Annotated in this window: 18 protein-coding genes; 13 read left to right on the top strand and 5 right to left on the bottom strand. The window is 72.9% G+C overall.

The genetic code is table 11. From position 1 onward, the window contains the following. Window positions 1-40 precede the first annotated feature (40 nt). The 8 genes from ACFYSC_RS21265 to ACFYSC_RS21230 all read left to right on the top strand — a co-directional run bounded on the left by ACFYSC_RS21265 (window position 41) and on the right by ACFYSC_RS21230 (window position 9711). Entirely contained in the window at window positions 41-1036 is a 996-nt protein-coding gene (locus tag ACFYSC_RS21265) for an ABC transporter permease (protein ID WP_389964142.1), read from the top strand. After that, on the top strand, window positions 1033-1926 hold the full coding sequence (locus ACFYSC_RS21260) for an ABC transporter permease (protein ID WP_389964139.1): 894 nt from the start codon (window positions 1033-1035) through the stop codon (window positions 1924-1926). The genes ACFYSC_RS21265 and ACFYSC_RS21260 overlap by 4 nt, the downstream gene beginning before the upstream one ends. Beyond that, window positions 1923-2864 carry an ABC transporter ATP-binding protein gene (locus tag ACFYSC_RS21255; RefSeq protein ID WP_362933009.1) on the top strand — a complete coding sequence of 314 codons (942 nt, stop codon included), beginning with the start codon at window positions 1923-1925 and terminating at the stop codon, window positions 2862-2864. Before ACFYSC_RS21260 ends, ACFYSC_RS21255 begins: the two co-directional genes overlap by 4 nt. Next, the gene (locus ACFYSC_RS21250; RefSeq protein WP_389964472.1) at window positions 2864-3835 is read left to right on the top strand and encodes an ABC transporter ATP-binding protein; all 972 of its coding nucleotides are present in this window, start codon (window positions 2864-2866) and stop codon (window positions 3833-3835) included. Before ACFYSC_RS21255 ends, ACFYSC_RS21250 begins: the two co-directional genes overlap by 1 nt. 54 nt (window positions 3836-3889) lie before the next feature. Next, window positions 3890-6346, top strand: coding sequence for a glycoside hydrolase family 2 protein (locus ACFYSC_RS21245; RefSeq protein WP_389964136.1), 2457 nt, complete (start codon window positions 3890-3892; stop codon window positions 6344-6346). Beyond that, on the top strand, window positions 6343-7422 hold the full coding sequence (locus ACFYSC_RS21240) for an ROK family protein (RefSeq protein ID WP_389964133.1): 1080 nt from the start codon (window positions 6343-6345) through the stop codon (window positions 7420-7422). The genes ACFYSC_RS21245 and ACFYSC_RS21240 overlap by 4 nt, the downstream gene beginning before the upstream one ends. Window positions 7423-7500: 78 nt before the next feature. Beyond that, window positions 7501-8682 (top strand): mannose-6-phosphate isomerase, class I, encoded by a 1182-nt coding sequence (gene manA, locus ACFYSC_RS21235; RefSeq protein WP_389964130.1) that lies wholly within the window; start codon window positions 7501-7503, stop codon window positions 8680-8682. A 216-nt stretch (window positions 8683-8898) separates the two neighbouring features. After that, the gene (locus ACFYSC_RS21230) at window positions 8899-9711 is read left to right on the top strand and encodes a PIG-L family deacetylase (RefSeq protein WP_389964127.1); all 813 of its coding nucleotides are present in this window, start codon (window positions 8899-8901) and stop codon (window positions 9709-9711) included. Window positions 9712-9848: 137 nt separating this feature from the next. Here ACFYSC_RS21230 and ACFYSC_RS21225 read toward each other — a convergent pair whose 3' ends face one another. Continuing rightward, window positions 9849-11573, bottom strand: a complete 1725-nt coding sequence (locus tag ACFYSC_RS21225; protein ID WP_389964125.1) for a GAF domain-containing protein — start codon at window positions 11571-11573, stop codon at window positions 9849-9851. Next, window positions 11570-12376, bottom strand: a complete 807-nt coding sequence (locus ACFYSC_RS21220; protein ID WP_389964122.1) for an aspartate/glutamate racemase family protein — start codon at window positions 12374-12376, stop codon at window positions 11570-11572. Before ACFYSC_RS21220 ends, ACFYSC_RS21225 begins: the two co-directional genes overlap by 4 nt. 143 nt (window positions 12377-12519) lie before the next feature. On the opposite strand from ACFYSC_RS21220, the gene ACFYSC_RS21215 reads away from it, so the two are divergent. After that, window positions 12520-13578, top strand: a complete 1059-nt coding sequence (locus tag ACFYSC_RS21215) for an Lrp/AsnC family transcriptional regulator (RefSeq protein ID WP_389964119.1) — start codon at window positions 12520-12522, stop codon at window positions 13576-13578. Between the two features lie 3 nt (window positions 13579-13581). Here ACFYSC_RS21215 and ACFYSC_RS21210 read toward each other — a convergent pair whose 3' ends face one another. Together ACFYSC_RS21210 and ACFYSC_RS21205 are read right to left on the bottom strand one after the other, a co-directional pair. After that, window positions 13582-14763 (bottom strand): amidase, encoded by a 1182-nt coding sequence (locus tag ACFYSC_RS21210; protein ID WP_389964469.1) that lies wholly within the window; start codon window positions 14761-14763, stop codon window positions 13582-13584. Between the two features lie 142 nt (window positions 14764-14905). Further along, window positions 14906-15781 carry a LysR family transcriptional regulator gene (locus ACFYSC_RS21205; protein ID WP_389964117.1) on the bottom strand — a complete coding sequence of 292 codons (876 nt, stop codon included), beginning with the start codon at window positions 15779-15781 and terminating at the stop codon, window positions 14906-14908. A gap of 114 nt (window positions 15782-15895) precedes the next feature. Between ACFYSC_RS21205 and ACFYSC_RS21200 the strand changes: the two genes are divergently transcribed. From ACFYSC_RS21200 to ACFYSC_RS21185, 4 genes are read left to right on the top strand one after another with little or no spacing between them, the layout of a single operon-like run. Continuing rightward, window positions 15896-17464: an amidohydrolase gene (locus tag ACFYSC_RS21200; RefSeq protein WP_389964114.1), complete on the top strand. Its 1569-nt coding sequence runs from the start codon at window positions 15896-15898 to the stop codon at window positions 17462-17464. A gap of 10 nt (window positions 17465-17474) precedes the next feature. Further along, window positions 17475-18431, top strand: coding sequence for an ABC transporter substrate-binding protein (locus ACFYSC_RS21195; RefSeq protein WP_389964111.1), 957 nt, complete (start codon window positions 17475-17477; stop codon window positions 18429-18431). Between the two features lie 2 nt (window positions 18432-18433). Further along, window positions 18434-19342: an amino acid ABC transporter permease gene (locus ACFYSC_RS21190; RefSeq protein WP_389964109.1), complete on the top strand. Its 909-nt coding sequence runs from the start codon at window positions 18434-18436 to the stop codon at window positions 19340-19342. Window positions 19343-19383: 41 nt separating this feature from the next. Continuing rightward, window positions 19384-20139, top strand: a complete 756-nt coding sequence (locus ACFYSC_RS21185; protein WP_389964466.1) for an amino acid ABC transporter ATP-binding protein — start codon at window positions 19384-19386, stop codon at window positions 20137-20139. A 113-nt stretch (window positions 20140-20252) separates the two neighbouring features. On the opposite strand, the gene ACFYSC_RS21180 is transcribed toward ACFYSC_RS21185, so the two are convergent. After that, complete coding sequence (locus ACFYSC_RS21180; protein ID WP_362933051.1) at window positions 20253-20921, bottom strand: CBS domain-containing protein; 669 nt, start codon at window positions 20919-20921, stop codon at window positions 20253-20255. Window positions 20922-21048: the final 127 nt, after the last annotated feature.

Genomic DNA, 21048 nt, shown 5'->3' with positions numbered 1-21048 from the left:
CCTTCCGGGGGGAGGAGGGGCCCTTTTCGGGAGTTCTCTCGTGCGTCGATACTTCGGCAGGAAACTGCTGGTCTACGGGCTGACGTTCGTCGTCGCCGTCACGGTCAACTGGATGATCCCGCGGTTCATGCCCGGCGACCCGGTCGCCAGCATGGTCGCCCGCGCCAACGTCAGCCAGCCCGCGGCCGTCGAGGCGATGAAGCAGTACTACACCGGCCTCTTCGGCTTCGACCAGCCGCTGTGGCGGCAGTACCTCAACTTCTGGGGGGCGCTGCTGCACGGCGACTTCGGCATCAGCATCTGGGTGTTCCCCACCCCGGTGAGCGACGTCATCATGGGCGCCGTGCCGTACACGCTGGGGCTGATGATCCCGTCGGTGCTGCTGAGCTGGGTCGTCGGCAACCGGCTGGGGGCGTACGCGGCCCGGCGCAAGCTGATGGACAACACCGTCCTGCCGATCGGCTACGTCCTGACCGCGATGCCGTACATGTGGCTGGCGGTCCTGCTCGCCTGGGGATTCGGCGTGGTCGCGGGCCTCTTCCCGATCGCCGGCGGCTACAGCTTCTCCATGCAGCCCAACTGGTCGGCGGAGTTCCTGCTCGACCTGCTGCACCACTGGGTGCTGCCGTTCGCCTCGCTGTTCCTCGTCGCGCTCGGCGGCTGGGCGATCGGCATGCGCAACATGATCATCTATGAGCTGGAGTCCGACTACTCCACCTACCTCGCCGCGCTCGGCGCGCCGCAGCGGCTGATCCGGCGCTACGCCTTCCGCAACGCGGTGCTGCCGCAGATCACCGGCCTGGCGCTCCAGCTCGGCGTGCTGGTGGCCGGCGCCCTGGTGACGGAGATCGTCTTCTCCTACCCGGGCCTGGGCAGCCTCATCCTCAAGGCCATCCAGAACCAGGACTTCTTCCTGCTGCAGGGCACGTTCATGTTCATCGTCCTCGGCGTCCTCGCCGCGAACTTCATCATCGACATCGTCTACGTCGTGGTCGATCCTCGGACGCGGGCGGGAATGGCGGGTGCTGAGGCATGACCGCGCTCCAGGAAGTCGCCACCCGCGACGTCGCCGCCCCGGCCAGCGGACGCCGCGAGGCGCTGCACTTCGCGCTGCGCAACGGCAAGCTCCTCGCCGGCGCCGCCGTGATCATCGTCCTGCTGCTGCTGGGCCTGATCGGCCCCCTCACCATCGACGCCCCGCCCAACGAGTACGTCGGCCCGCCCATGCAGGGCCCCTCGTCGGAGTACTGGTTCGGCACCACCACCTTCGGCCAGGACGTCTTCGCCCAGTTCGTGTACGGCCTGCGCACCACCTTCGCCGCGGGCCTGCTGGGCGGCGTGGTCGCCTCCCTCCTCGGGATGGTCGTCGGGTTCCTGGCCGGCTTCCGCGGCGGGCTCGTCGACGAGATCCTGAACATGCTGACCAACATCATCCTCGTCATCCCGACGCTGGCCGTACTGCTCATCATCAACGCCTACCTCGGCATCCGCAGCGTGGCCGCGCAGGCGGTCTTCATCGGCCTGACGTCGTGGCCGTGGGCGGCGCGGGCCATCCGGGCGCAGACCTTCTCGCTGCGCGGCCGGGACTTCGTGGACCTGGCCAGGCTGAGCGGCTCGAACACCTGGAAGATCATCACCAGGGAGATCGCGCCGAACATGAGCTCCTACCTGCTGCTGACGTTCATCCTGCTGTTCGGCAACTCGATCCTGATCGCCTCGTCGCTGGACTTCATCGGCCTCGGCCCCACCGAGGGCGTCTCGCTCGGCCTGATGCTGCAGAACGCCGGCCAGTGGAGCGCCATGCAGCTCGGCATGTGGTGGTGGTTCATCCCGCCGGGCGCCGCGATCACCGCGATCGTCGGAGCCCTGTACGTCGCCAACGTCGGCCTCGACGAGGTCTTCAACCCGAAGCTGAGGGAGACATGAGCCTGCGGGTCAGCGATCTGAAGGTGCACTACCGGACCCTGCGGGGCGACGTGCGGGCGCTCGACGGCGTCTCCTTCGAGCTGGGGGACGCCGAGATCCTCGGCCTGGCCGGCGAGTCCGGCTGTGGCAAGACCACCCTCGGCAAGAGCCTCATCCGGATGGACGGCCGCATGCGCCACGTCGGCGGCACCGTCGAACTCGACGGCGTCGAGCTGCCCATCGGCGACGACCGGAGGATGAACGACTTCCGCTTCCACCAGGTCTCGCTCGTCCCGCAGTACTCGATGAGCGCGCTGAACCCGACCCGCAAGATCGGCAAAATGGTGGGCGAGCTGCTGCGCTCCCGCGGCGTCACCCCCGACACCGCCAAGCTGCTCGGCCGCCTGGACGCGGTCGGCCTGCCCCACGAGGTGCTGGACCGCTACCCGATCGAGCTGTCCGGCGGCATGAAGCAGCGCGTGGTCATGGTCGTCTCCACCCTCCTGGACCCCTCGCTGCTCATCGCCGACGAGGTCACCTCCGCCCTCGACGTCTCCACCCAGAAGGCGGTGGCCAAGGCGCTGGCCGGCTTCCGCGACAACGGGTTCGTCAAGAGCATGGTCTTCATCACGCACGACATCTCGCTGACCTACCAGATCGCCGACACGATCATGGTCATGTACGCGGGGAAGCTGGCCGAGAAGGCGCCGGCCAAGACGATCGTCGAGGCGCCCCGGCACCCCTACACCCGGATGCTCATCGACTCGCTGCCCGAGGTCGGCGTGCGCCACGCCGACCGGAAGCTGTCGGGCATCGCCGGAAGCCCGCCGTCGCTGCTGAACCCGCCCAAGGGGTGCCGCTTCCGGGACCGCTGCCCGCTCGCCTTCGACCGGTGCGCCGAGGAGCCGCCGGCCGCCGAGGTCGCGCCCAACCACTTCGTCGCCTGCTGGAAGGCATGATGCTCAGACTCGACAACGTCACGAAGGTCTACAAGGTCGGCGCCTTCGGCGGCAAGACCCTGACCGCGGTCGGCGGGGTGAGCTTCGACGTGCCGGAGGGCCAGGTCGTCTCGCTGATCGGCGAGAGCGGCAGCGGCAAGAGCACCCTCGGCAAGATGATCCTCGGCCTCGTCCCGGTCACCGCCGGCTCGATCACCCTCGACGGCGCCCCGGTACGGCCCGGCAAGGAGTACTACCGGCACGTCCAGGGCGTCTTCCAGGACCCCTTCAGCTCGTTCAACCCGGTCTTCAAGGCCGACCGGGTGTTCCAGATGATCAGGGAGGCGTACTTCCCCGCGACGTCCGCCGAGGAGTGGGACGAGCGGGTGCGCACCGCCCTGCGGGACGTGCGGCTCGACCCCGACCAGGTCCTCGGCAAGTATCCCCACCAACTCAGCGGCGGCCAGCTCCAGCGCGTCCTCATCGCCCGGGCGCTGCTGCTGGACCTCAAGCTGCTGGTCGCCGACGAGATCACCAGCATGCTCGACGCCTCCACCCGCATCGACGTGCTCAACCTGCTCGCCGAGATCAAGGGCCGCGGGCTGGGCGTGCTGTACATCACCCACGACCTGTCGCTGGGCAACTACCTGGCCGAGCGGACCGTCGTGCTCCGGCACGGGACGGTCGTCGAGATGGGCACGACCGACAAGGTCTTCGGCAACCCGATGCACCCCTACACCCGGCAGCTGCTGTCGGCAGTGCCGCGCCTGCACGACCCCTGGGAGGACGCCGAGCCGGTCACCTCCTGCGTCTACCACGACGGCGGCGCCGCCGGTGCCGTCACCGGCGGCCTCGCGGAGGCCGAAGAGGACCACTTCGTGGCGTGCGCCAGGCTCGAAGGCTGCGGCGAGGACCGTCCCGGAGGCGGCGGCGAGGACCGGCCCGGAGACCGCGCCGAAGGCCGCCTCAAGGGCCGCGTCGAAGACCGCTGAGAAGAACGTCCGGCGGCCCCGGGGGCCGGAGACCGCCGCGAGAAGGAGAACCGCTTGAGCATCTACCGTCCGCTGCACGACGGCTGGACCCTCACCGCCGTCCCGCGTGACGCCGAGGCGGCCACCGCACCGCCCGGCGCCGGGACGGCCGGGGTGGCCGCCGCGCCGTCCGGCGCCGCGCCGTCCGGCGCCGAGGTGGCCGGGGTGCCGGCGGCCGTACCGGGCTGCGTGCACACCGACCTGCTGGCCGCCGGGATCATCGACGACCCCTACCTGGACGACAACGAGACCCGGCTCACCTGGATCGGCCGCACCACCTGGCGGTACGAGACCGCCTTCACCTGGACGCCGGACGGGCACGAGCGGACCGACCTCGTCTGCGAGGGCCTCGACACCGTCGCCACGGTCGTCCTCAACGGCGTCACGGTCGGCGTCACCGCCAACCAGCACCGCTCCTACCGCTTCCCCGTACGGCACCTGCTGCGCGAGGGGGGCAACACCCTCACCGTGGTGTTCGGCTCCGCCTACGACTACGCCGAGGAACGGCGGGCGGCCCTGGGCGACCGGCCGGGCGCCTACGCCGAGCCGTACCAGTTCATCCGGAAGATGGCGTGCAACTTCGGCTGGGACTGGGGGCCGACCGTGGTCACCGCCGGGATCTGGCGGCCGATCGGACTGGAGAGCTGGAGCGGCGCGCGGCTGGCCGAGGTGCGCCCGCTGGTCACCCTCGACGGGACAGACGGCCGGGTGGACGTGCACGTCAGGGTCGAGCGCACCGGCGAGGAGCCGCTCGCGCTGGACGTCGCCGTGGCGGGCGCCGCGGCACAGACGTGGCTCGCCGCCGGTGAGCGGGAGACCACGGTGACGCTCACCGTGCCCGAGCCGGACCTGTGGTGGCCGCGCGGGTACGGCGGGCAGCCGCGCCACGACCTCACCGTGCGCCTGGGCGACCAGGAGTGGAGCCGGAGGATCGGATTCCGCGCCGTCGAGCTGGACCGCGAGGCGTTCGGCCTGCGGATCAACGGCGAGCCGGTGTTCGTGCGCGGCGTCAACTGGATCCCCGACGACTGCTTCCCGAACCGCGTCACCCGCGAGCGCCTCCGGGAACGCCTCACCCAGGCCGCCGGAGCGAACGTGAACCTCCTGCGGGTCTGGGGCGGCGGCCTGTACGAGAGCGACGACTTCTACGACCTGGCCGACGAGCTCGGCCTGCTCGTCTGGCAGGACTTCCCGTTCGCCTGCGCCGCCTACCCCGAGGAGGAGCCGTTCCGCTCGGAGGTGGAGGCCGAGGCCAGGGAGAACGTCACCCGGCTGGCGAGCCACCCCAGCCTGGTGCTGTGGTGCGGCAACAACGAGAACATCGAGGGCCACGCCGACTGGGGCTGGCAGGAGAGGCTCGAAGGCCGCAGCTGGGGCGCGGGCTTCTACTACGACCTGCTGCCGCGGGTGGTCGCCGAGCTCGACCCGACCCGGCCCTACTGGCCCGGCAGCCCCTACTCCGGCGCCCCCGATCTGCCGCCCAACGACCCCTCACGCGGCACCCTGCACATCTGGGACGTGTGGAACCGCGAGGACTACACCCGCTACGCCGCCTACCGCCCCCGCTTCGCCGCCGAGTTCGGCTTCCAGGGCCCGGCGACGTACGCCACGATGCGCAGGGCGATCAGCGGCGAGCTGGCCTCCGACGCGCCCCTGGTGCTGCACCACCAGAAGGCGATCGACGGCAACGACAAGCTGCTGCGCGGCCTGGGCGAGCACCTGCCCCGGCCTCGGGACTTCGACGACTGGCACTACCTGACCCAGCTCAACCAGGCGCGGGCCATCGAGTTCGGCGTCTCCCGCTTCCGCGCGCTGGCCCCGCACTGCACCGGCAGCGTCGTCTGGCAGCTCAACGACTGCTGGCCGGTCACCTCCTGGGCCGCCGTCGACGGCGACGGCCGCCGCAAGCCCCTGTGGTACGCGCTGCGCCGCGTCTACGCCGACCGGCTGCTCGCCGTCATCGACGGCGAGGTCGCGCTGGTCAACGACTCGGCCGAACCGTGGCACGGCGAGCTGTCGCTGGTCCGGCACGACGTCTCCGGGAAGGTCCTGGCCGAGGAGACCGCCGGGGTGACCGTCGCCCCCCGCTCCGTCACCCGCCTCCCGCTGCCCGCCGCCGTGGCGGACCCCGGCGACCCGGCCGCCGAACTGCTCGTCGCCCGTCTGGGCGAGACGCGCGCGGTGTCCTTCTACGACGAGGACACCCGGGTGGCCTTCCCCGAGGCGGCGTGGGACGCGCGCGCCGAACCGGCCGGGGACGGCTACCGCGTGACGGTCACCGCCCGGACCGTCCTGCGCGAACTGGCGCTCTTCCCCGACCGGCTCGACCCCGGCGCCCGGGTGGACGACCTGCCGGTGACGCTGCTGCCGGGGGAGAGCGCGGTCTTCCACGTCACCGCCGGGAACCTCCCCGACCCGGCCGCGCTGACCGCCTTCCCGGTGCTGCGCTGCGTGAACGAGCCCCGCCGGTGACCGTCCTCGCCCTGGACATCGGCGGCACCAAGTTCGCCGCCGCGGCCGTCACCGCCGACGGCGGCATGACCGCCCGCGCCGAGGTGCCGCTGAGCGGCGCCGGCTCGCCGGACCGGGCGCTCGCCCAGGTCGTCGAGCAGATCACCGCCCGGGTGCCGGCCGACGCGATCGAGGGGGTCGGCATCGGCTCGGCCGGCCCCCTGGACGTGCGCGCCGGGACGGTCAGCCCGGTCAACATCCCCCGCTGGCGGGACTTCCCCCTGGCCGGCGCCGTCGGCCGGATGCTGCCCGGCCGTCCGGTACGGCTGGCCGGCGACGCCCAGTGCATGGCGCTGGGGGAGTGGTGGCGGGGGACCTTCCCGGCGGACCCCGAGACACCGGAGGAGCCCGGAGCGGCGGCCGGGACGCCGCCGGGGACACCGGGAGCGCCGGGGACGGCGACCGGGGCGGCGCCGGGATCACCGGGAGCGCCGGGGACGGCGTCCGGGGCGGCGTCCGGACCGGGGGAGGAGCCGTGGCGGCCCGGATCCCGCGCGGTGCTGGGCGTGGTGGTCTCCACCGGCGTCGGCGGCGGCTTCGTCCTGGACGGCGTGCCGTACCTCGGTCCGACCGGCAACGCCGGGCACATCGGTCATATCACCGTCGATCCCGGCGGCGATCCCTGCCCGTGCGGCGCGTCCGGGTGCGTGGAGACCATCGCCAGCGGGCCCGCCATGGTCCGCTGGGCCCGCGCGGGCGGCTGGACCGGGGCGGACGCCCGCGCGCTCGCCGCGAGCGCCCGCGCCGGATCCGAGATCGCGCAGGCCGCCTTCAGCCGCGCCGCCGACGCGCTGGCCACCGCCTTCCACACCGCCGCCGCCCTGCTCGACCTCGACCGCGTCGTCGTCGGAGGGGGAGTGGCCGCCGCCGGGCCGGTGCTGTTCGGCCCGCTCCGGCAGGCGGTGGCGGAGAACGCCGGACTCGGCTTCACGCGCCGCCTGCGGGTGGACGCCACCTCCCTGGGGCGCGACGCCGGCCTGCTCGGCGCCGCCGCCCTCGTCCTGCCTCCGCGCCCTCCGGCCCCCCGGGCTCCGTGACCCGGGAACCGGACGCCTGCCCCTGCGCCCCCGGCTCCGTGACCCGGTAACGCCCGGACCTGACCCGAGGAGACCCACGTGCACCTGCTGGCCAACCCCGTCAAGGACTACGCCTGGGGCTCGCGGACCGACATCGCCGCGCTCACCGGCAGGCCGGTCCCCGCGCCCGGCCCCGAAGCGGAGATGTGGCTCGGCGCCCACCCCGCCGGGCCCTCGCGGCTGGACGGCGACGGGCGCTCGCTGGCCGAACTCGCCGCCGCCGATCCGGCCGGCGTCCTGGGGGCTGCGACCGCGGACAGGTACGGCGGCCGCCTGCCGTACCTGATGAAGCTCATCGCCGTCGACCGGCCGCTGTCCCTGCAGGTCCACCCGACCGCCGAGCAGGCCGCCCACGGCCACGCGCGGGGCGTCTACGGCGACCCCTGGCCGAAACCGGAGCTGGTGTGCGCGATCACGCCGTTCACCGCGCTGGCCGGGTTCCGCGACGGAGGCCAGGCCGCGATGCTCGTCGGGCGGCTGGGCGTCCGCGAACTACGGGAGGTGACGGAGCTGCTCGCCGCCGGGTCCCTCCTCGACGCCCTGGCGGCGCTGCTGGAGCGGCGGGAGGCGGCCGAGCGGATCGCCTGGGCGGCCTCGGCCGTGCACCACCCCGACTACGCGCTGGTCGCGCGGCTGGCCCGCCTGTACCCCGGCGACCCCGCCTGCCTGGCCCCGCTCCTGCTGCGACGTCACGAGCTGGCCCCCGGGCAGGCGCTCTTCCTGGGGGCCGGCGTGCTCCACTGCTACCTCAGGGGGTTCGGCGTGGAGATCATGGGAGCCTCCGACAACGTCATGCGGGCCGGGCTCACCCCCAAGCCCCTCAATGTGCCGGAGCTGCTGCGCGTCACAGACCCGGGGGCGGCCCCGGCGGCGGTCGAGGCGGGCCCCGGCGGGCTCTATCCCACCCCGGCGCCGGAGTTCCGGCTGCGCCGGATCGAGGCGCGCACCGAGCGGCCGGGGAACGGCGGACCGGACGGGGACGGCAGGCGGGACGGGGACGCGCGGCCGGCGGGCGGCGAGGGGGCGGGCGGTGTCACCCGGCTGACGGGCGGCCTGCCCCGGATCCTGCTGTGCACCCGGGGCACGGCGACGGCGGACGGCCTGCGGCTGGAAGCCGGGCGGTCGGCGTTCGTCCCCGCGGCGCGCGCCGAGGTCGTCGTGGACCCCGGTGACGGCGTGGTCTTCTGCGCCGAGCCCGGCGGTCCCGAGGGCTCTTCCTGAGGGTCCGCGGCGGGCGGCACCGGAAGCCGCCGGGGAAGGCGGCGCCGGGCCCTCCCCGAAGATCCTTCCGGGAGATCCGCGGTCCCGCGTGCCGTCGCGCGCCGCCGTAGAGTGGTCCGGGCTCGCAAAGGACTCGGAAAAGGCCGGAAAAGACGGAAAGGGCCGCCCCCGGCCACGCGGGCCACCTGTGACGGAAGACGGAAGGGTCGAAGACTGATGGACCAGCTGACGCTGATGGCCGTGCACGCCCATCCCGACGACGAAGTGATCGGGACCGGCGGCATCCTGGCCAGGTGCGCGGACGAGGGCGTCCGCACCGTCCTGGTCACCTGCACCAACGGCGAGCAGGGCGACGCCCCCGGAGGGATCAAGCCCGGCGAGGACGGCCACGACGAGTCGGAGGTGAGCGCCCTGCGCCTGGCGGAGCTGCGCGAGTCCGTGACCCACCTCGGGATCGACCACCTGGAGCTGCTCGGCTACCGCGACTCCGGCATGGTGGGCTGGGCCGCCAACCAGGCGCCGGACGCCTTCGCCAACGTCCCCGTCGAACGGGCCGCCGCGCGGCTGGCCGAGCTGATGGAGCGTTACCGCCCGCAGGTCGTGGTCACCTACGACGAGAACGGCGGGTACGGTCACCCCGACCACATCCAGGCCCACCGGATCACCGTGGCGGCGGCCGAGGCGAGCGGCGTCCCCGCCAAGCTCTACTACACCGCCGTTCCCCGCGAGCGGATCGCCGAGCTGTTCGAGTTCCTCCGCTCGACCGGTGCGGCACCGGAGGAGTTCGAGCTGCCCGACGACTTCGGCGTCCCCGAGGAGCAGATCACCGCCATGGTGGACGTCGCCCCCTACGTCGAGCGCAAGCGCAAGGCGCTGGAGGCGCACGCCAGCCAGGGCGAGAACATCTTCCTGCTGCGCATGCCCGCCGACGCCCAGCATCGGGCCTTCTCCCACGAGGCGTTCATCCGCGTCTTCAGCCGCGTTCCCGCCCCGGACCGCGAGGAGAACCTCTTCGACGGCCTGCGCTGAGGGCGGCCTGCGCTGAGGGCGGCCTGCGCTGAGGGCGGCCTGCGCTGAGGGCGGCTCGCGCCGGTGGCGACCCGCGACGGTGGCGGCCTGCTCCGGTGAAGGCCTGGCGGCCCGGTCACAGGGCCGCCGGGCCGCCGTCAGCCGCCGAGCGGCACGCGCCAGGTCAGCAGGGTCCCGCCGCCGGGGGCCGCGCCCGCCTCGAAGGAACCGCCGAGCTGCCGGGCGCGGTCCTCCATGTTGCGCAGGCCGCTGCGCCTGCCCTCACCGGACAGCCCCACGCCGTCGTCCCGGACGCTGAGGAGCAGCCCGTCGCCGGCCGCCTCGACCAGCACGTCGGCCCTGGAGGCCCTCGCGTGGCGCACGACGTTGGACAGGGCCTCGCGCAGCACGGCGGTGAGCTGCTCGGCGACCGGGGCCGGCACCCCGCTGTCGAGCCGGCCCTCCAGGCGCAGGCCCGGCATGAACCCCAGGTGCCCGCGGGCCCCCTCCACCAGCTCCACGACCTGCGCGCGCAGACCGGGGGCGGTGTCGCGGGGGGCCTGCAGGGCGAAGATGGTGGAGCGGATCTGCCGGATGGTCTCGTCCAGCTCGTCGATCCCGTGCCGCAGCCGGGAGGCCGCCTCGGGGTGCTCGACGAGGCGGACGATGCTCATCAGCGTCATGGCGACGGCGAAGAGCCGCTGGATGACCACGTCGTGCAGGTCCTTGGCGATGCGGTCGCGATCCTCCAGCAGCCCCAGGCGTTCGGCGTCCCGCCGGGCCTCGGCCAGCTCGAGGGCGAGCGCCGCCTGACCGGCGAAGGACCGCAGGGTGTGCAGCTCGCCGGTGCTGAACGGGATCCGGCCGGTGCGCTTGCCGAGCTTCAGCACCCCGCGGACGGCCCCGGCCCGGCCCAGCGGCACGGCGGCCACCGGGCCGATCGGCGTCTCCCCGCCGAGGGTGAAGCCGGCGGCGGCGTCGGCGATGAAGGAGTCGTCGTCGGCGTCGCGTTCGCTCGCCGTCACCGGCTCGCCGCTGAGGAAGGCCCGGCCGGCGAGGGTCCCGGAGACGGGGAGTTCGGCCCCGGCGGGCCGGACGCCGGGAGCGCCGTCGCTGATCTCCCACCGCAGCGTCTCGCCGGAGGGGCCGGGGAGCAGGACCGCCACGACGTCGGCGCCGGCCATCTCCCGGGCCCGGCGAGCCACCAGCGTGAGCACCTCGGTGGGCTCGGCGCCCGACAGCAGGGCCGTGGTGACGTCGGAGGAGGCCTGCAGCCAGACCTCCCGGCGGCGGGTCTCCTCGTACAGGCGGGCGTTCTCGATGGCGACGCCGGCCGCGGTGGCCAGGGCCACCACGATCGCCTCGTCCTCCTCGTCGAACTCCCCGCCGCCGCGCTTCTCGGTGAGGTAGAGGTTGCCGAACACCTCCTCGCGGACCCGTACCGGCACCCCCAGGAAGGAGCCCATCGGCGGGTGGCCGGGCGGGAAGCCGTACGACTCCGGGTGCCGGGACAGGTCGGCCATGCGCAGCGTCTGCGGTTCCTTGATGAGCAGGCCCAGCAGGCCCAGGCCGTGCGGCCAGTGCTCGATCCGGGCGATCTCCTCCTCGCTCAGTCCCACGGGGACGAACTGCACGAGCGTGCTCTCCTCCCCGATCACGCCCAGCGCGCCGTAGCCGGCGTCGACCAGGGTGGTGGCGGTCTCCACGATCCGCCGCAGCACCGTCTCCAGATCCAGGTCGCTGCCCACCGACACGACCGCCTCCAGGAGGGCGTGCACACGGTCGCGGGTGGCCAGCACCGCCTCCAGCCGCACCTGGAGTTCCGCCAGCAGCTCGTCCAGCCGCATGTTGGGCATCAGGGAACGGGGCTCCTTCTGCGTCATATGGGAAGTGTGGCACCTGGAGGCGCCGGCCCGCCGCGGTGGGCCGCCGGAGCGCCGAGCGCCGTCTCGACGAGCCGGCGGGCCAGCAGGCGGGCGGGGTCGAGAACCGGGACGGGGACGAGGGAGCGGTCCAGGGCCAGGACGAGCTCGGTGCACGCGGTGACGACCCGCTCCGCGCCGCGATCGGCGAGGGAACGGGACAGCTCCGCCAGCGCCCGTCGGTGGGCCGGTCGCGCGCCGCCGCCCTTGACGGCGGCGATGGCGGCCGTGACCTGCCGCTGACCGGGCTCGTCGGGCTCGATCACCGCCACGCCGCGCCGTCGCAGAGCGTCGGCGTACAGGCCGGCGTGCAGGGTGCCCGAGGTGGACAGGACTCCGGCCGCGCGGACGCCGTCGGCCGCGAGGGCGTCGGCCGTGACCTCGATGATGCTGACCAGTTCCAGCCCGGCCTCCTCCGCCAGGCGGGGGACGAAGGCGTGGGCGGTGTTGCAGGGCACGGCGAGCACCTCGCACCCCGCCTGTTTCAGGCCCTCGACGCCGCGCCGCAGGTACGGGGTCGGGTCCTCGCCGCCGCCGAGCAGGCTGAGGGAACGGTCGGGGACGCGGGGGTCGCCCCAGATGACGACGGGCACGTGTGCCTGGTCGCGGGTGGCCGCGGTCTCCTCCACCAGCTTGCCGTAGAAGTCGACGGTGGCCGCCGGGCCCATGCCGCCGAGGACGCCGACCAGCCGGGTCCTGCTCGCCGGGCGCCGGTGGTCCGCCTCCCCGGCCGGTGCCGGGGCGCGATCGTGAAGCTGGGTCATCGGGAGGCGTCCTCTTCCGTGCGGTGAGCCGGGGTGAGCGGGGGTGGGCCCTGGGAGGACCGGGGGCGGCTGCCCGCACAAGGATCGAGGTATAAGGTGCATTTGGTCTTTAAACGCAGCAATGTGACATTGAAGGACCGATCATGCAGGATTCCGGCATCGAGCCCCGGCGGTTGCTGTCGGAGGCCGACCTCGAACTCATCGACGCCCTCCAGATCAACCCGCGGGCGAGCTGGGTGGAGGTCGGGGCGGCGATCCGTGCCGACCCGGTGACGGCGGCACGGCGCTGGCAGCGGCTGAACGGCGCGGGGGAGGCGTGGACCACCGTCGCCCTGGGGCGGCGCCAGATGCACGCGATGAGCATGGCCTTCCTGGAGATCGACTGTGAGGCCGGGGCGGTGGTCGAGGTCGCCGGCGCGCTCGCGGCGGCGGGTCACCTCATCACCGTGCAGCACGTCGCCGCCGGTCACGACCTGTTCGTGATCGCCGTCGCCGCGTCGATGCCCGCGCTGGCGGACTACCTGCTCACGGACCTGCCGCGGGTGCCCGGCGTGGCGAAGGTACGCACCCATGTCGCCACGCGCGTCTTCGAGGCCTCGTGCCGCTGGCGGCTGCGGGTGCTGCCGCCGCGATCCGCGGGCGCGCTGGCCAGGCGGCCGGGGCCGGGGGCGGGGGCGGGGCCGGCGGAGTCCACCGGGCAGATGGACGGGATCGACCGGCTGCTGTTCAAGGCACTGCTCGCCGACGGCCGCGCCGGCTACACCGAGCTCGCGCAGGCCGTCGGCATGTCCGAGCGCACGGTGCAGCGCAGGCTGTCACGCCTGGTCGCGACCGGCGACATCGACTTCCGCTGCGACCTGGCGCGCCCGCACGCGGGCTGGCACTCCTCGGCGGTGCTGTGGCTGCGGATGCCGGACGGCCTGCTGGAGGAGACGGGCCGGGCGTTGCTCGACTGGCCGGAGACGCGGACGTGCGCGGCGCTCGCGGGCGCCCGCAACATGCTCCTCACCGTGGGCCTGCACGGGGTCTCCGACCTGCATCCGCTGGTGATGCGCCTTGAGGAGCGCTTCCCGTACGTGAGCATCGCCGACCGGCAGATCGTCCTGCGGCAGTCGAAGCTCTACGGGCGGCTCCTCGACCCCTCCGGCCGCTGCACGGGCGTCGTCCCGATCGACCCGTGGAGCCTGTCGCCGCACGCCTGACGTTCAGCGCGGCGCGGGGATCGCGCCTCCGCGGGACTCCCGGCACAGGCCGGCCCGCAGCACGTCGGCCTCGCTGCGCCCCACCACCTGCAGGTCTCCGACGGCCAGCGCGGGCAGGCCGAGCGCGGACACGACGGAGGTGATCCGGCCGACCTCGCCGCGGACCGCGGCCTCGTCGCAGCCGGCCCGCGGCGCGGGACCGCCGAGCGTCGGCATGATCAGGACGTCGACGCCGGCCGTCTCCGCCGAGAATCCGGCCCGGAAGGCCGAGAGCTCCTCCACCGCCCGGCGGTACTCCCGATGGCCGATCCCGCCGGCGTCGTCCAGTTTCCGCCGCACGCCCGCGCTGTAGCTCGCGGCGTTCGCCGGGTAGGTGGCCTCGTGGGTGCGCCGGGCCTGCGCGCCCACGATCGTCCAGTACGGGGACAGGATCCCGTACGGCAGGGCGATCTCGCGGACCTCGGCCCCCAGGTCCGCGAACTCCCCGGCCTGCGCGCATCCCTCGGCGACGCCGACGACCATCCCCGACAGCGAGGGCGGCGGCTCGACGGCCTCTCCGGAGAGCACCTCCCACACCCGCGCGCAGTCGGCGACCGAGACGGTCATCGGCCCGACCACATCGAACATCGGGGCGAGGGGCGCGACCCCCTCGGAGGAGACGGCGCCGGCCCTGGGACGCAGGCCGACCACGCCGCAGCAGGCCGCCGGGATCCGCACCGAGCCGCCGGTGTCGGTGCCGAGGCCGAACCGGGCGATCCCGGCGGCGAGCGCCGCGGCCGTGCCGCCGCTCGACCCGCCGGGGGCCAGGTGCTCGTGGCGTGGGTTGCGCACATCGCCCCAGTGCGGGTTCTCGCTCGTGACGCCCCAGGCGAACTCGTGCTGGTTGGCCTTGCCGACCAGGAAAGCCCCGGCGCGCTCCAGCGATTCGACGCACGGCGCGGTGGTCAGCGCCTCCTCGCTCCCGTACAGGACGGACCCCCGGGTGGTGGGGAGCCCGGCGACGTCGATCATGTCCTTGACCACGAACGTCCAGGCCCACAGCTCGGGCGGCGAGGCGGGCGCCGGGCGGTCGCGGCGCGTGAGCCGGTCGATGACCGGCTCGGCGCCGGCCTCGATGAGGATGTTGTGCCCGCGGTGGAGGCGTATGGCCTCGGCGGACCTGGCGATCGCCGCCTCGTGTTCCACAGTCAAGGATCTCCTAACGCCCGCTCCGGTCACGGGGGAGCCCGGGCGGTGACGGTCGGCGCGCCGGGTCCGTCGCCGGCCGCGCCCGTGATCCGGCACATGCTGGCAGATCCGCCGTGCCCCGTCGAGTGCGCGGGACCGGTCAGAGCGTCAGCGCGTCCAGCAGGGACTGCAGCCGGGCGGTCTCGCGGTCGGGGTGGACGAGGGTGAAGATGCTGCGGCTGATGTTCAGCCACGGCACGTCGGCGACCACGATGTCGGGGCCGTGCCCGCGCAGCGCGAGCTCCGGGACGAGCGCCGCGCCCATCCCCGCCCCGATCATGGCTATGGTGATCTTGAAGTCGTCGGAGTGACAGGCCACCCGGGGATGCAGCCCCCAGTGGGCGAACAGGCCCTCGAAGATGGCGGCGTCGCTGGTCCCCGGGTGGTGCATGATCCACGGCAGGTCGACGAGGTGCTCGACCCGGTGGGGCGCCAGATCGGGCCAGCTGCGCGGGAGGACGAGTCTGTAGCGGTCCTCGGCGATCCAGCGCCGGCCCAGTGCCGACGGCCACGACAGGCCGGAGTTCCCCACCTGGTAGATGATCGCCGCGTCCATCTCGCCGCCGGCGCCCAAGCGCGGGATGAGCTGGGATGACTCGGCGACGGAGACCCTGACGCCGGCGCGTTCCCCGGGCTCCATCCGCCGCAGCACGCCGGTCAGCACGTCGGTGAAGCTGGGGAAGACGCCCAGGCGGATCTGCCGCTCGCTGTTCCTGTGCACGGCCTGCACGGTGGTGACCATGCGCTCGATGTCGATGAGCACGGTCTCGGCCTGCCTGGCCAGCACCTCGGCGGCGCTGGTGGGCAGCGCGCTGTGGGCGGAGCGGGCGAACAGCCTGACGCCGATCTCCCGTTCCAGCGCGGCCATCTGCTGGGAGACGGCCGACGCAGTGTAACCGAGCCGGTTGGCGGCGGCGGCGAAGGACCCCAGCTCAACGACTTCACGGAGAGTTCGCAGGTGTTCCGGCTTCAGCATAAGAGCTCCTTATGCTCAGAGGTGCTGAATGTCGTGTTTATAGCGCTTCCGACTTCTTTCTGCCACTTCTACAGTGATGGCCACCGCCAATCGATTCGAGCCCTAGAGAGTCACATGAGCATCCGCGTATACCGCAACGCCGCCATCCGCACAGGAGACAGCGGCAACCCGTTGGCCCAGGCCATGGCCGTGGACGGTGAACGGCTACTGGCCGTCGGCGGGGAGGCGGAGGTACGCGAGGCCGCGGGCCCGGGAGCGGAGCCGATCGACCTGGAGGGCGCCGCGGTGCTCCCCGGGCTCTACGACGCCCACATCCACACCGCGCAGTACGCCCAGAGCCTGGACGCGGTGGACCTGCGTGACGTGCGCTCCCTGGACGAGGCGCTGACCAGGGTGGCCGCGCACGCGGCGCGGCTGCGACCCGGCGCCTGGCTGTTCGGCGGCCGGTGGAACAGCAACACCTGGGACCCGCCGGCGCAGCCCGACCGGTACGCGCTGGACTCGGTCTGCCCCGAGCTGCCGGTCGCGCTGCCCAGCGTGGACGGCCACACGGTGTGGGCCAACTCCGCGGCCCTGCGGCTGGCCGGCATCGACGCCGGAACCCCCGACCCGGTGGGCGGCGAGATCGTCAGGGACGCGAGCGGGGAGCCCACCGGCATCCTGCGCGAGTCGGCCTCCTACCCGCTGCGCGACCTCATGGTCTCCGCCGACCTGCGCGACCAGCTCCGCGCCGCGCAGGAGGAACTGCTCGCCCTCGGCCTGACCAGCCTTCACGACATCGACGGCGAGGACTGCCGGGCCGCCTTCCTGGAGCTGCGCGACGCCGGCGAGCTGAAGATGCGTGTGCACAAGGCGATCCCGATGATCCACCTGGAGGCGGCCATCGCCGAGGGGCGCCGCACCGGGCAGGGCGACGACTGGTTCCGCACCGGACCCGTGAAGATCTTCAGTGACGGGGCGCTCGGCTCGCACACCTGCCACATGGGCGAGTCCTTCGCCGGCGAGCAGGGCAACGTGGGCATCGCGGTCACGCCGTACGAGGACCTGGTCAGGCTGTTCGGCACGGCCGCCGGGGCCGGTATCGCGGTGGCCACGCACGCCATCGGAGACCAGGCCAACCACCTGGTCATCGACGCCTACGAGGCCCTCGGCCGCACGGCCGGGCTGCGGCACCGCATCGAGCACGCCCAGCACCTGCGGGTCGACGATCTTTCCAGGATGGCCAGGCTGGGCATCGTCGCCTCGATGCAGCCCGTACACTGCACCAGCGACATCGACCTGGTCGACACCCTGCTGGCCGGGCACGAGCTGGCCTCCTACGCCTGGCGCGGGATGCTGAACGTCGGCGTCGCGCTGGCCTTCGGCTCCGACGCCCCGGTCGAGCACCCCAACCCCTTCGCCGCGCTGTACGCCGCGGTGACCCGTACCCGCGTCGACGGCACGCCCGCCGGCGGCTGGCAGCCCGAGCAGCGGCTGAGCATGGGCGAGGCCCTCACCGCCCACACCCTCGGCGCGGCCTACGCCGCGGGTGAGGAGAACCACAAGGGCGTCCTCGCACCCGGCAAGCTCGCCGACTTCATCGCGGTGGACACCGACCCCTTCGTGGAGTCGCCGGCCGCTGTGCTGCGTACCAAGGTCATGACCACCGTCGTCGGCGGCGAAGTCCGCTGGCAGCACTCCTGAAGGAGCCCCCTTGAACACCCGGATCCTCACCACGCTCGCCGCCGGCGCGCTGCTGGCCGCCACCACGGCCTGCGGCGCCCAGTCCCTCGACGACGGCGCGTCCACCGCGGCGCCGGCCGCCGCGCCGGACGTCGTCCTCGACCAGGCCCCCGCCGAGGAGAAGGCGGCCGACGTCATCAACGCCATCACCCCCGACAAGGACCTCGCCGCCAAGGCACCGGCGAAACTGAAGTCCGACGGGCTGAAGGTCGTCTCCTCCATCGGCTACCCGCCGATGGAGCTGTTCGCCAGCGACGGCAAGACCCCGATCGGATTCGACCCCGCCCTGGCCAGGGCCATCGCCAGGAAGCTCGGCGTCAAGGTGACCATCACCGACGAGGAGTTCAACTCACAGATCCCCGGCGTGCTCACCGGCCGCTACGACTTCGTCATCTCCTCGATGACCGACAACCCGGAGCGGCAGGGCCAGATCACCTTCGTCGACTACGTGCAGGCGGGCTCGGGGATGCTGGTCAAGGCCGGCAACCCGGCCGGCGTCACCGGGCCGAAGGACCTGTGCGGCAAGAAGGTCTCCGTCGTCGACAACGGCTCCTCGATGGAACTGGCCGAGCGCTACGACGCCGACTGCAAGAAGGACGGCAAGGCCGCGGTGGACATCCTGAAGTTCCCCGGCGACACGGAGGCCATGCTCCAGGTGGGCAACGGCCGCGCGCAGGCCATCATCACCGACTACGTGGTGGCCGCCTACAAGGCCGCGGACCCCAAGCTCGCCATGGAGGCGATCGCCCTCGAAGGCACCGAGAGCCCGTGGGGCATCGGGATGAAGCCTGACAACAAGGAGCTCATCGAGTCCGTCAAGGGCGCGCTGGACTCGCTCATCCAGAGCGGGGAGTACGGCAAGATGCTCGCGGCGTGGAACCTCGAGAAGCTGGCCGTCCAGTCCGCCGTGGTCAACGGCGGTAAGTGACCATGCGGACCGAACCGATCGCCGACGCGTCGGGCAGGCCGATCCCCGTCGCGCGGACCTGGCACTGGGGCCGCTGGCTGGCCGCGGCGGTCGCACTGGCGGTCGCGGCCCGGTTGGCCTCCCTCATGGTGGCCAACCCGAACCTGGACTGGGGCAAGGTCGCCGAGTACCTGTTCCACGAGCGGATCCTGAGCGGGGTCTGGGTCACCATCGAGATCTCGGTCCTGGCCACGGTCCTCGGGCTGGTCCTGGGCGTGCTCGTCGCGATCATGCGGCTGGCGCACAACCCGGTGCTGAGCGGGCTGGCCACGTTCTACATCTGGTTCTTCCGCGGTACGCCGGTGCTCGTGCAGCTCATCTTCTGGTACAACCTGGCGTTCCTGTTCCCCGAACTGGTGCTCAAGATCCCGTTCACCATGATCGGCGTCAAGTGGGACACCAACCTGGTGATGACCGGCTTCACCTCGGCCATGCTGGGACTGGGGCTGAACCTGGCCGCCTACTTCGCCGAGACCGTGCGCGCCGGGATCCAGGCCGTCGACCACGGCCAGACCGAGGCGGCGTACGCGCTGGGCATGACGCCGGCCAAGCGGATGCGGGTCATCGTGCTGCCGCAGGCGCTGCGCATCATCATCCCGCCCACCGGCAACGAGTTCATCTCCATGCTGAAGACCACCTCGCTGGTCTACGTGGTCGCCGGGCACGACCTGATGACCAACGCCAGCCAGATCTACAAGGCGAACAACCTGATCATGGAGCTGCTGATCGTGGCGAGCCTCTGGTACATGCTCATGACCGCCGTGGCGACCTTCCTGCAGGGCAGGCTGGAACGCCGCTTCGGCTCCGAGGCCGTACGGCTGGTGCGCGGCGGCGGCCTGGCCGCCAGGATCCTGCCGAAGGCGGCCGCGTGAACGCGGCGGGCGAGCAGATCGTGCGGGCATCGGGCGTCCGGATGGCCTACGGCGACGTGCAGGTGCTCAACGGCGTCGACTTCACCGTCGCCGCCGGCGAGGTGAGCTGCGTCATCGGCCCGTCGGGCTCGGGCAAGTCCACGTTCCTGCGGTGCATCAACGGCCTGGAGCCGGTGCTCGGCGGCAGCCTGCGGGTGCTCGGCGAGGAGGTCGGCCACACCCTGCGCGGCGACAGGTACCACCCCTGGACCCCGAAGGAGTTCGCCGCCTTCCGCAGGAACATCGGCATGGTGTTCCAGCGCTTCAACCTGTTCGCCCACCACAGCGCGCTGGAGAACGTCGCCTGCGGCCCCGTCCACGTCCTCGGCACCCCCGCGGACCGGGCGCGGAAGCTGGCCATGGAGCACCTGGACCGGGTGGGCCTGGCCGACCACGCGCACAAGCGGCCCCACCAGCTCTCCGGCGGACAGCAGCAGCGGGTGGCCATCGCCAGGGCGCTGGCGATGAACCCGGCGCTGATGCTGTTCGACGAACCCACCTCCGCCCTGGACCCCGAGCTGGTCGACGAGGTGCTGGAGGTCATGAAGGGCCTGGCCGTCGAGGGGATGACGATGGTCGTGGTCACCCACGAGATCGCCTTCGCCAGGGAGGTCGGCGACTGGCTGACCTTCTTCGCCGACGGCGTGGTCGTCGAACGGGGCCGGCCTCGTGAGCTCCTGGCCAACCCGGGCCACCAACGGACCAGGGCCTTCCTGTCCAGCGTGCTCGACCCGAAGGAGCGCGGGGAGTCCCGGTAGGCGCCCCGCCGGGCGGCCCGGCCGCGACGTCGCGGTGGAGCCCGTCGCCAATCCCCTGCCGGCGCACGGGCTCCACCGCGACGGGGCCGCCACGGCGGGCTTCGACACGGGCCCTAGTACATCGGCGGGACGGGCAGCAGGTCGTCCGTCTGGTAGGTCAGGTCGCCCCTGACGTCCACCACCCCGTCCACCTCGTGGACGGCGGCGGAGGCCGCGGCGACCTGCGAGCTGCGGGGGACCTCGCCGGTCAGCGTGACCACGCCGGCCTCGACCTCCACGGTGACGTCCTCGACCGGCACGCCGAGCCCGGCCAGGACGTCCGTGACCTCCCGCCGGACGTCCTGCCGCGGTCGCAGGAAGACCTTCAGCAGGTCGCGCTGGTGGACGGTCCCCACCATCCTGCCGGTCACCGGGTCGATCACCGGCAGCTGCTTGATCCTGACGGTGTGCATCAGCCGGGCCGCGTCCCGCACCGGCGTGCCGATGGTGACGGTGATCGCCGGGCTGGTCATGATCTCACCCGCGACGGCGCCTGCGGCCTTGCGCCGCTCCCGGCGCTGCTCGCGGCCCTCGAACAGGGCCGTGCCGTACCGGTTGCCGGTCGTCTCCTTGAGCAGGAGGTCGTCATCCGACACCACGCCCACCGGGCGCCGGTCGGCGTCGATCACCGTCACCGCGCCGACCTTGAACCGCTGCATGGTGGCGACCAGTTCGGCGAACGGAGCGTCCTGCCGGACGGCGATGGCCACCTTGCCCATGACGTCCTTCACCTGCATCGTCATCGCTGACCTCCTCGTGTCCGGCTCAATCGTGCCGTCCCGGGGCGGGCCGGGGTCAGCGGCGAAGGTCCCGGGGCCACGGGACGTTCATCCTCGCCGCCTCCGGCCGATCGGCCCGCTCCTCGCGAAC

It is taken from the genome of Streptosporangium sp. NPDC004379 (genome assembly GCF_042873875.1).
Lineage (GTDB): Bacteria > Actinomycetota > Actinomycetes > Streptosporangiales > Streptosporangiaceae > Streptosporangium.
This window is presented reverse-complemented; position numbering and strand designations above follow the sequence as displayed.

Excerpts from the sequence above, each read along its gene's own strand:
- ACFYSC_RS21260 (WP_389964139.1), top strand. The coding sequence starts at position 1,033 with ATGACCGCGCTCCAGGAAGTCGCCACCCGCGACGTCGCCGCCCCGGCC.
- ACFYSC_RS21255 (WP_362933009.1), top strand. The coding sequence starts at position 1,923 with ATGAGCCTGCGGGTCAGCGATCTGAAGGTGCACTACCGGACCCTGCGG.
- ACFYSC_RS21250 (WP_389964472.1), top strand. The coding sequence starts at position 2,864 with ATGCTCAGACTCGACAACGTCACGAAGGTCTACAAGGTCGGCGCCTTC.
- ACFYSC_RS21230 (WP_389964127.1), top strand. The coding sequence starts at position 8,899 with ATGGACCAGCTGACGCTGATGGCCGTGCACGCCCATCCCGACGACGAA.
- ACFYSC_RS21225 (WP_389964125.1), bottom strand. The coding sequence starts at position 11,573 with ATGACGCAGAAGGAGCCCCGTTCCCTGATGCCCAACATGCGGCTGGAC.
- ACFYSC_RS21220 (WP_389964122.1), bottom strand. The coding sequence starts at position 12,376 with ATGACCCAGCTTCACGATCGCGCCCCGGCACCGGCCGGGGAGGCGGAC.
- ACFYSC_RS21215 (WP_389964119.1), top strand. The coding sequence starts at position 12,520 with ATGCAGGATTCCGGCATCGAGCCCCGGCGGTTGCTGTCGGAGGCCGAC.
- ACFYSC_RS21205 (WP_389964117.1), bottom strand. The coding sequence starts at position 15,781 with ATGCTGAAGCCGGAACACCTGCGAACTCTCCGTGAAGTCGTTGAGCTG.
- ACFYSC_RS21200 (WP_389964114.1), top strand. The coding sequence starts at position 15,896 with ATGAGCATCCGCGTATACCGCAACGCCGCCATCCGCACAGGAGACAGC.
- ACFYSC_RS21190 (WP_389964109.1), top strand. The coding sequence starts at position 18,434 with ATGCGGACCGAACCGATCGCCGACGCGTCGGGCAGGCCGATCCCCGTC.
- ACFYSC_RS21185 (WP_389964466.1), top strand. The coding sequence starts at position 19,384 with ATGGCCTACGGCGACGTGCAGGTGCTCAACGGCGTCGACTTCACCGTC.
- ACFYSC_RS21180 (WP_362933051.1), bottom strand. The coding sequence starts at position 20,921 with ATGACGATGCAGGTGAAGGACGTCATGGGCAAGGTGGCCATCGCCGTC.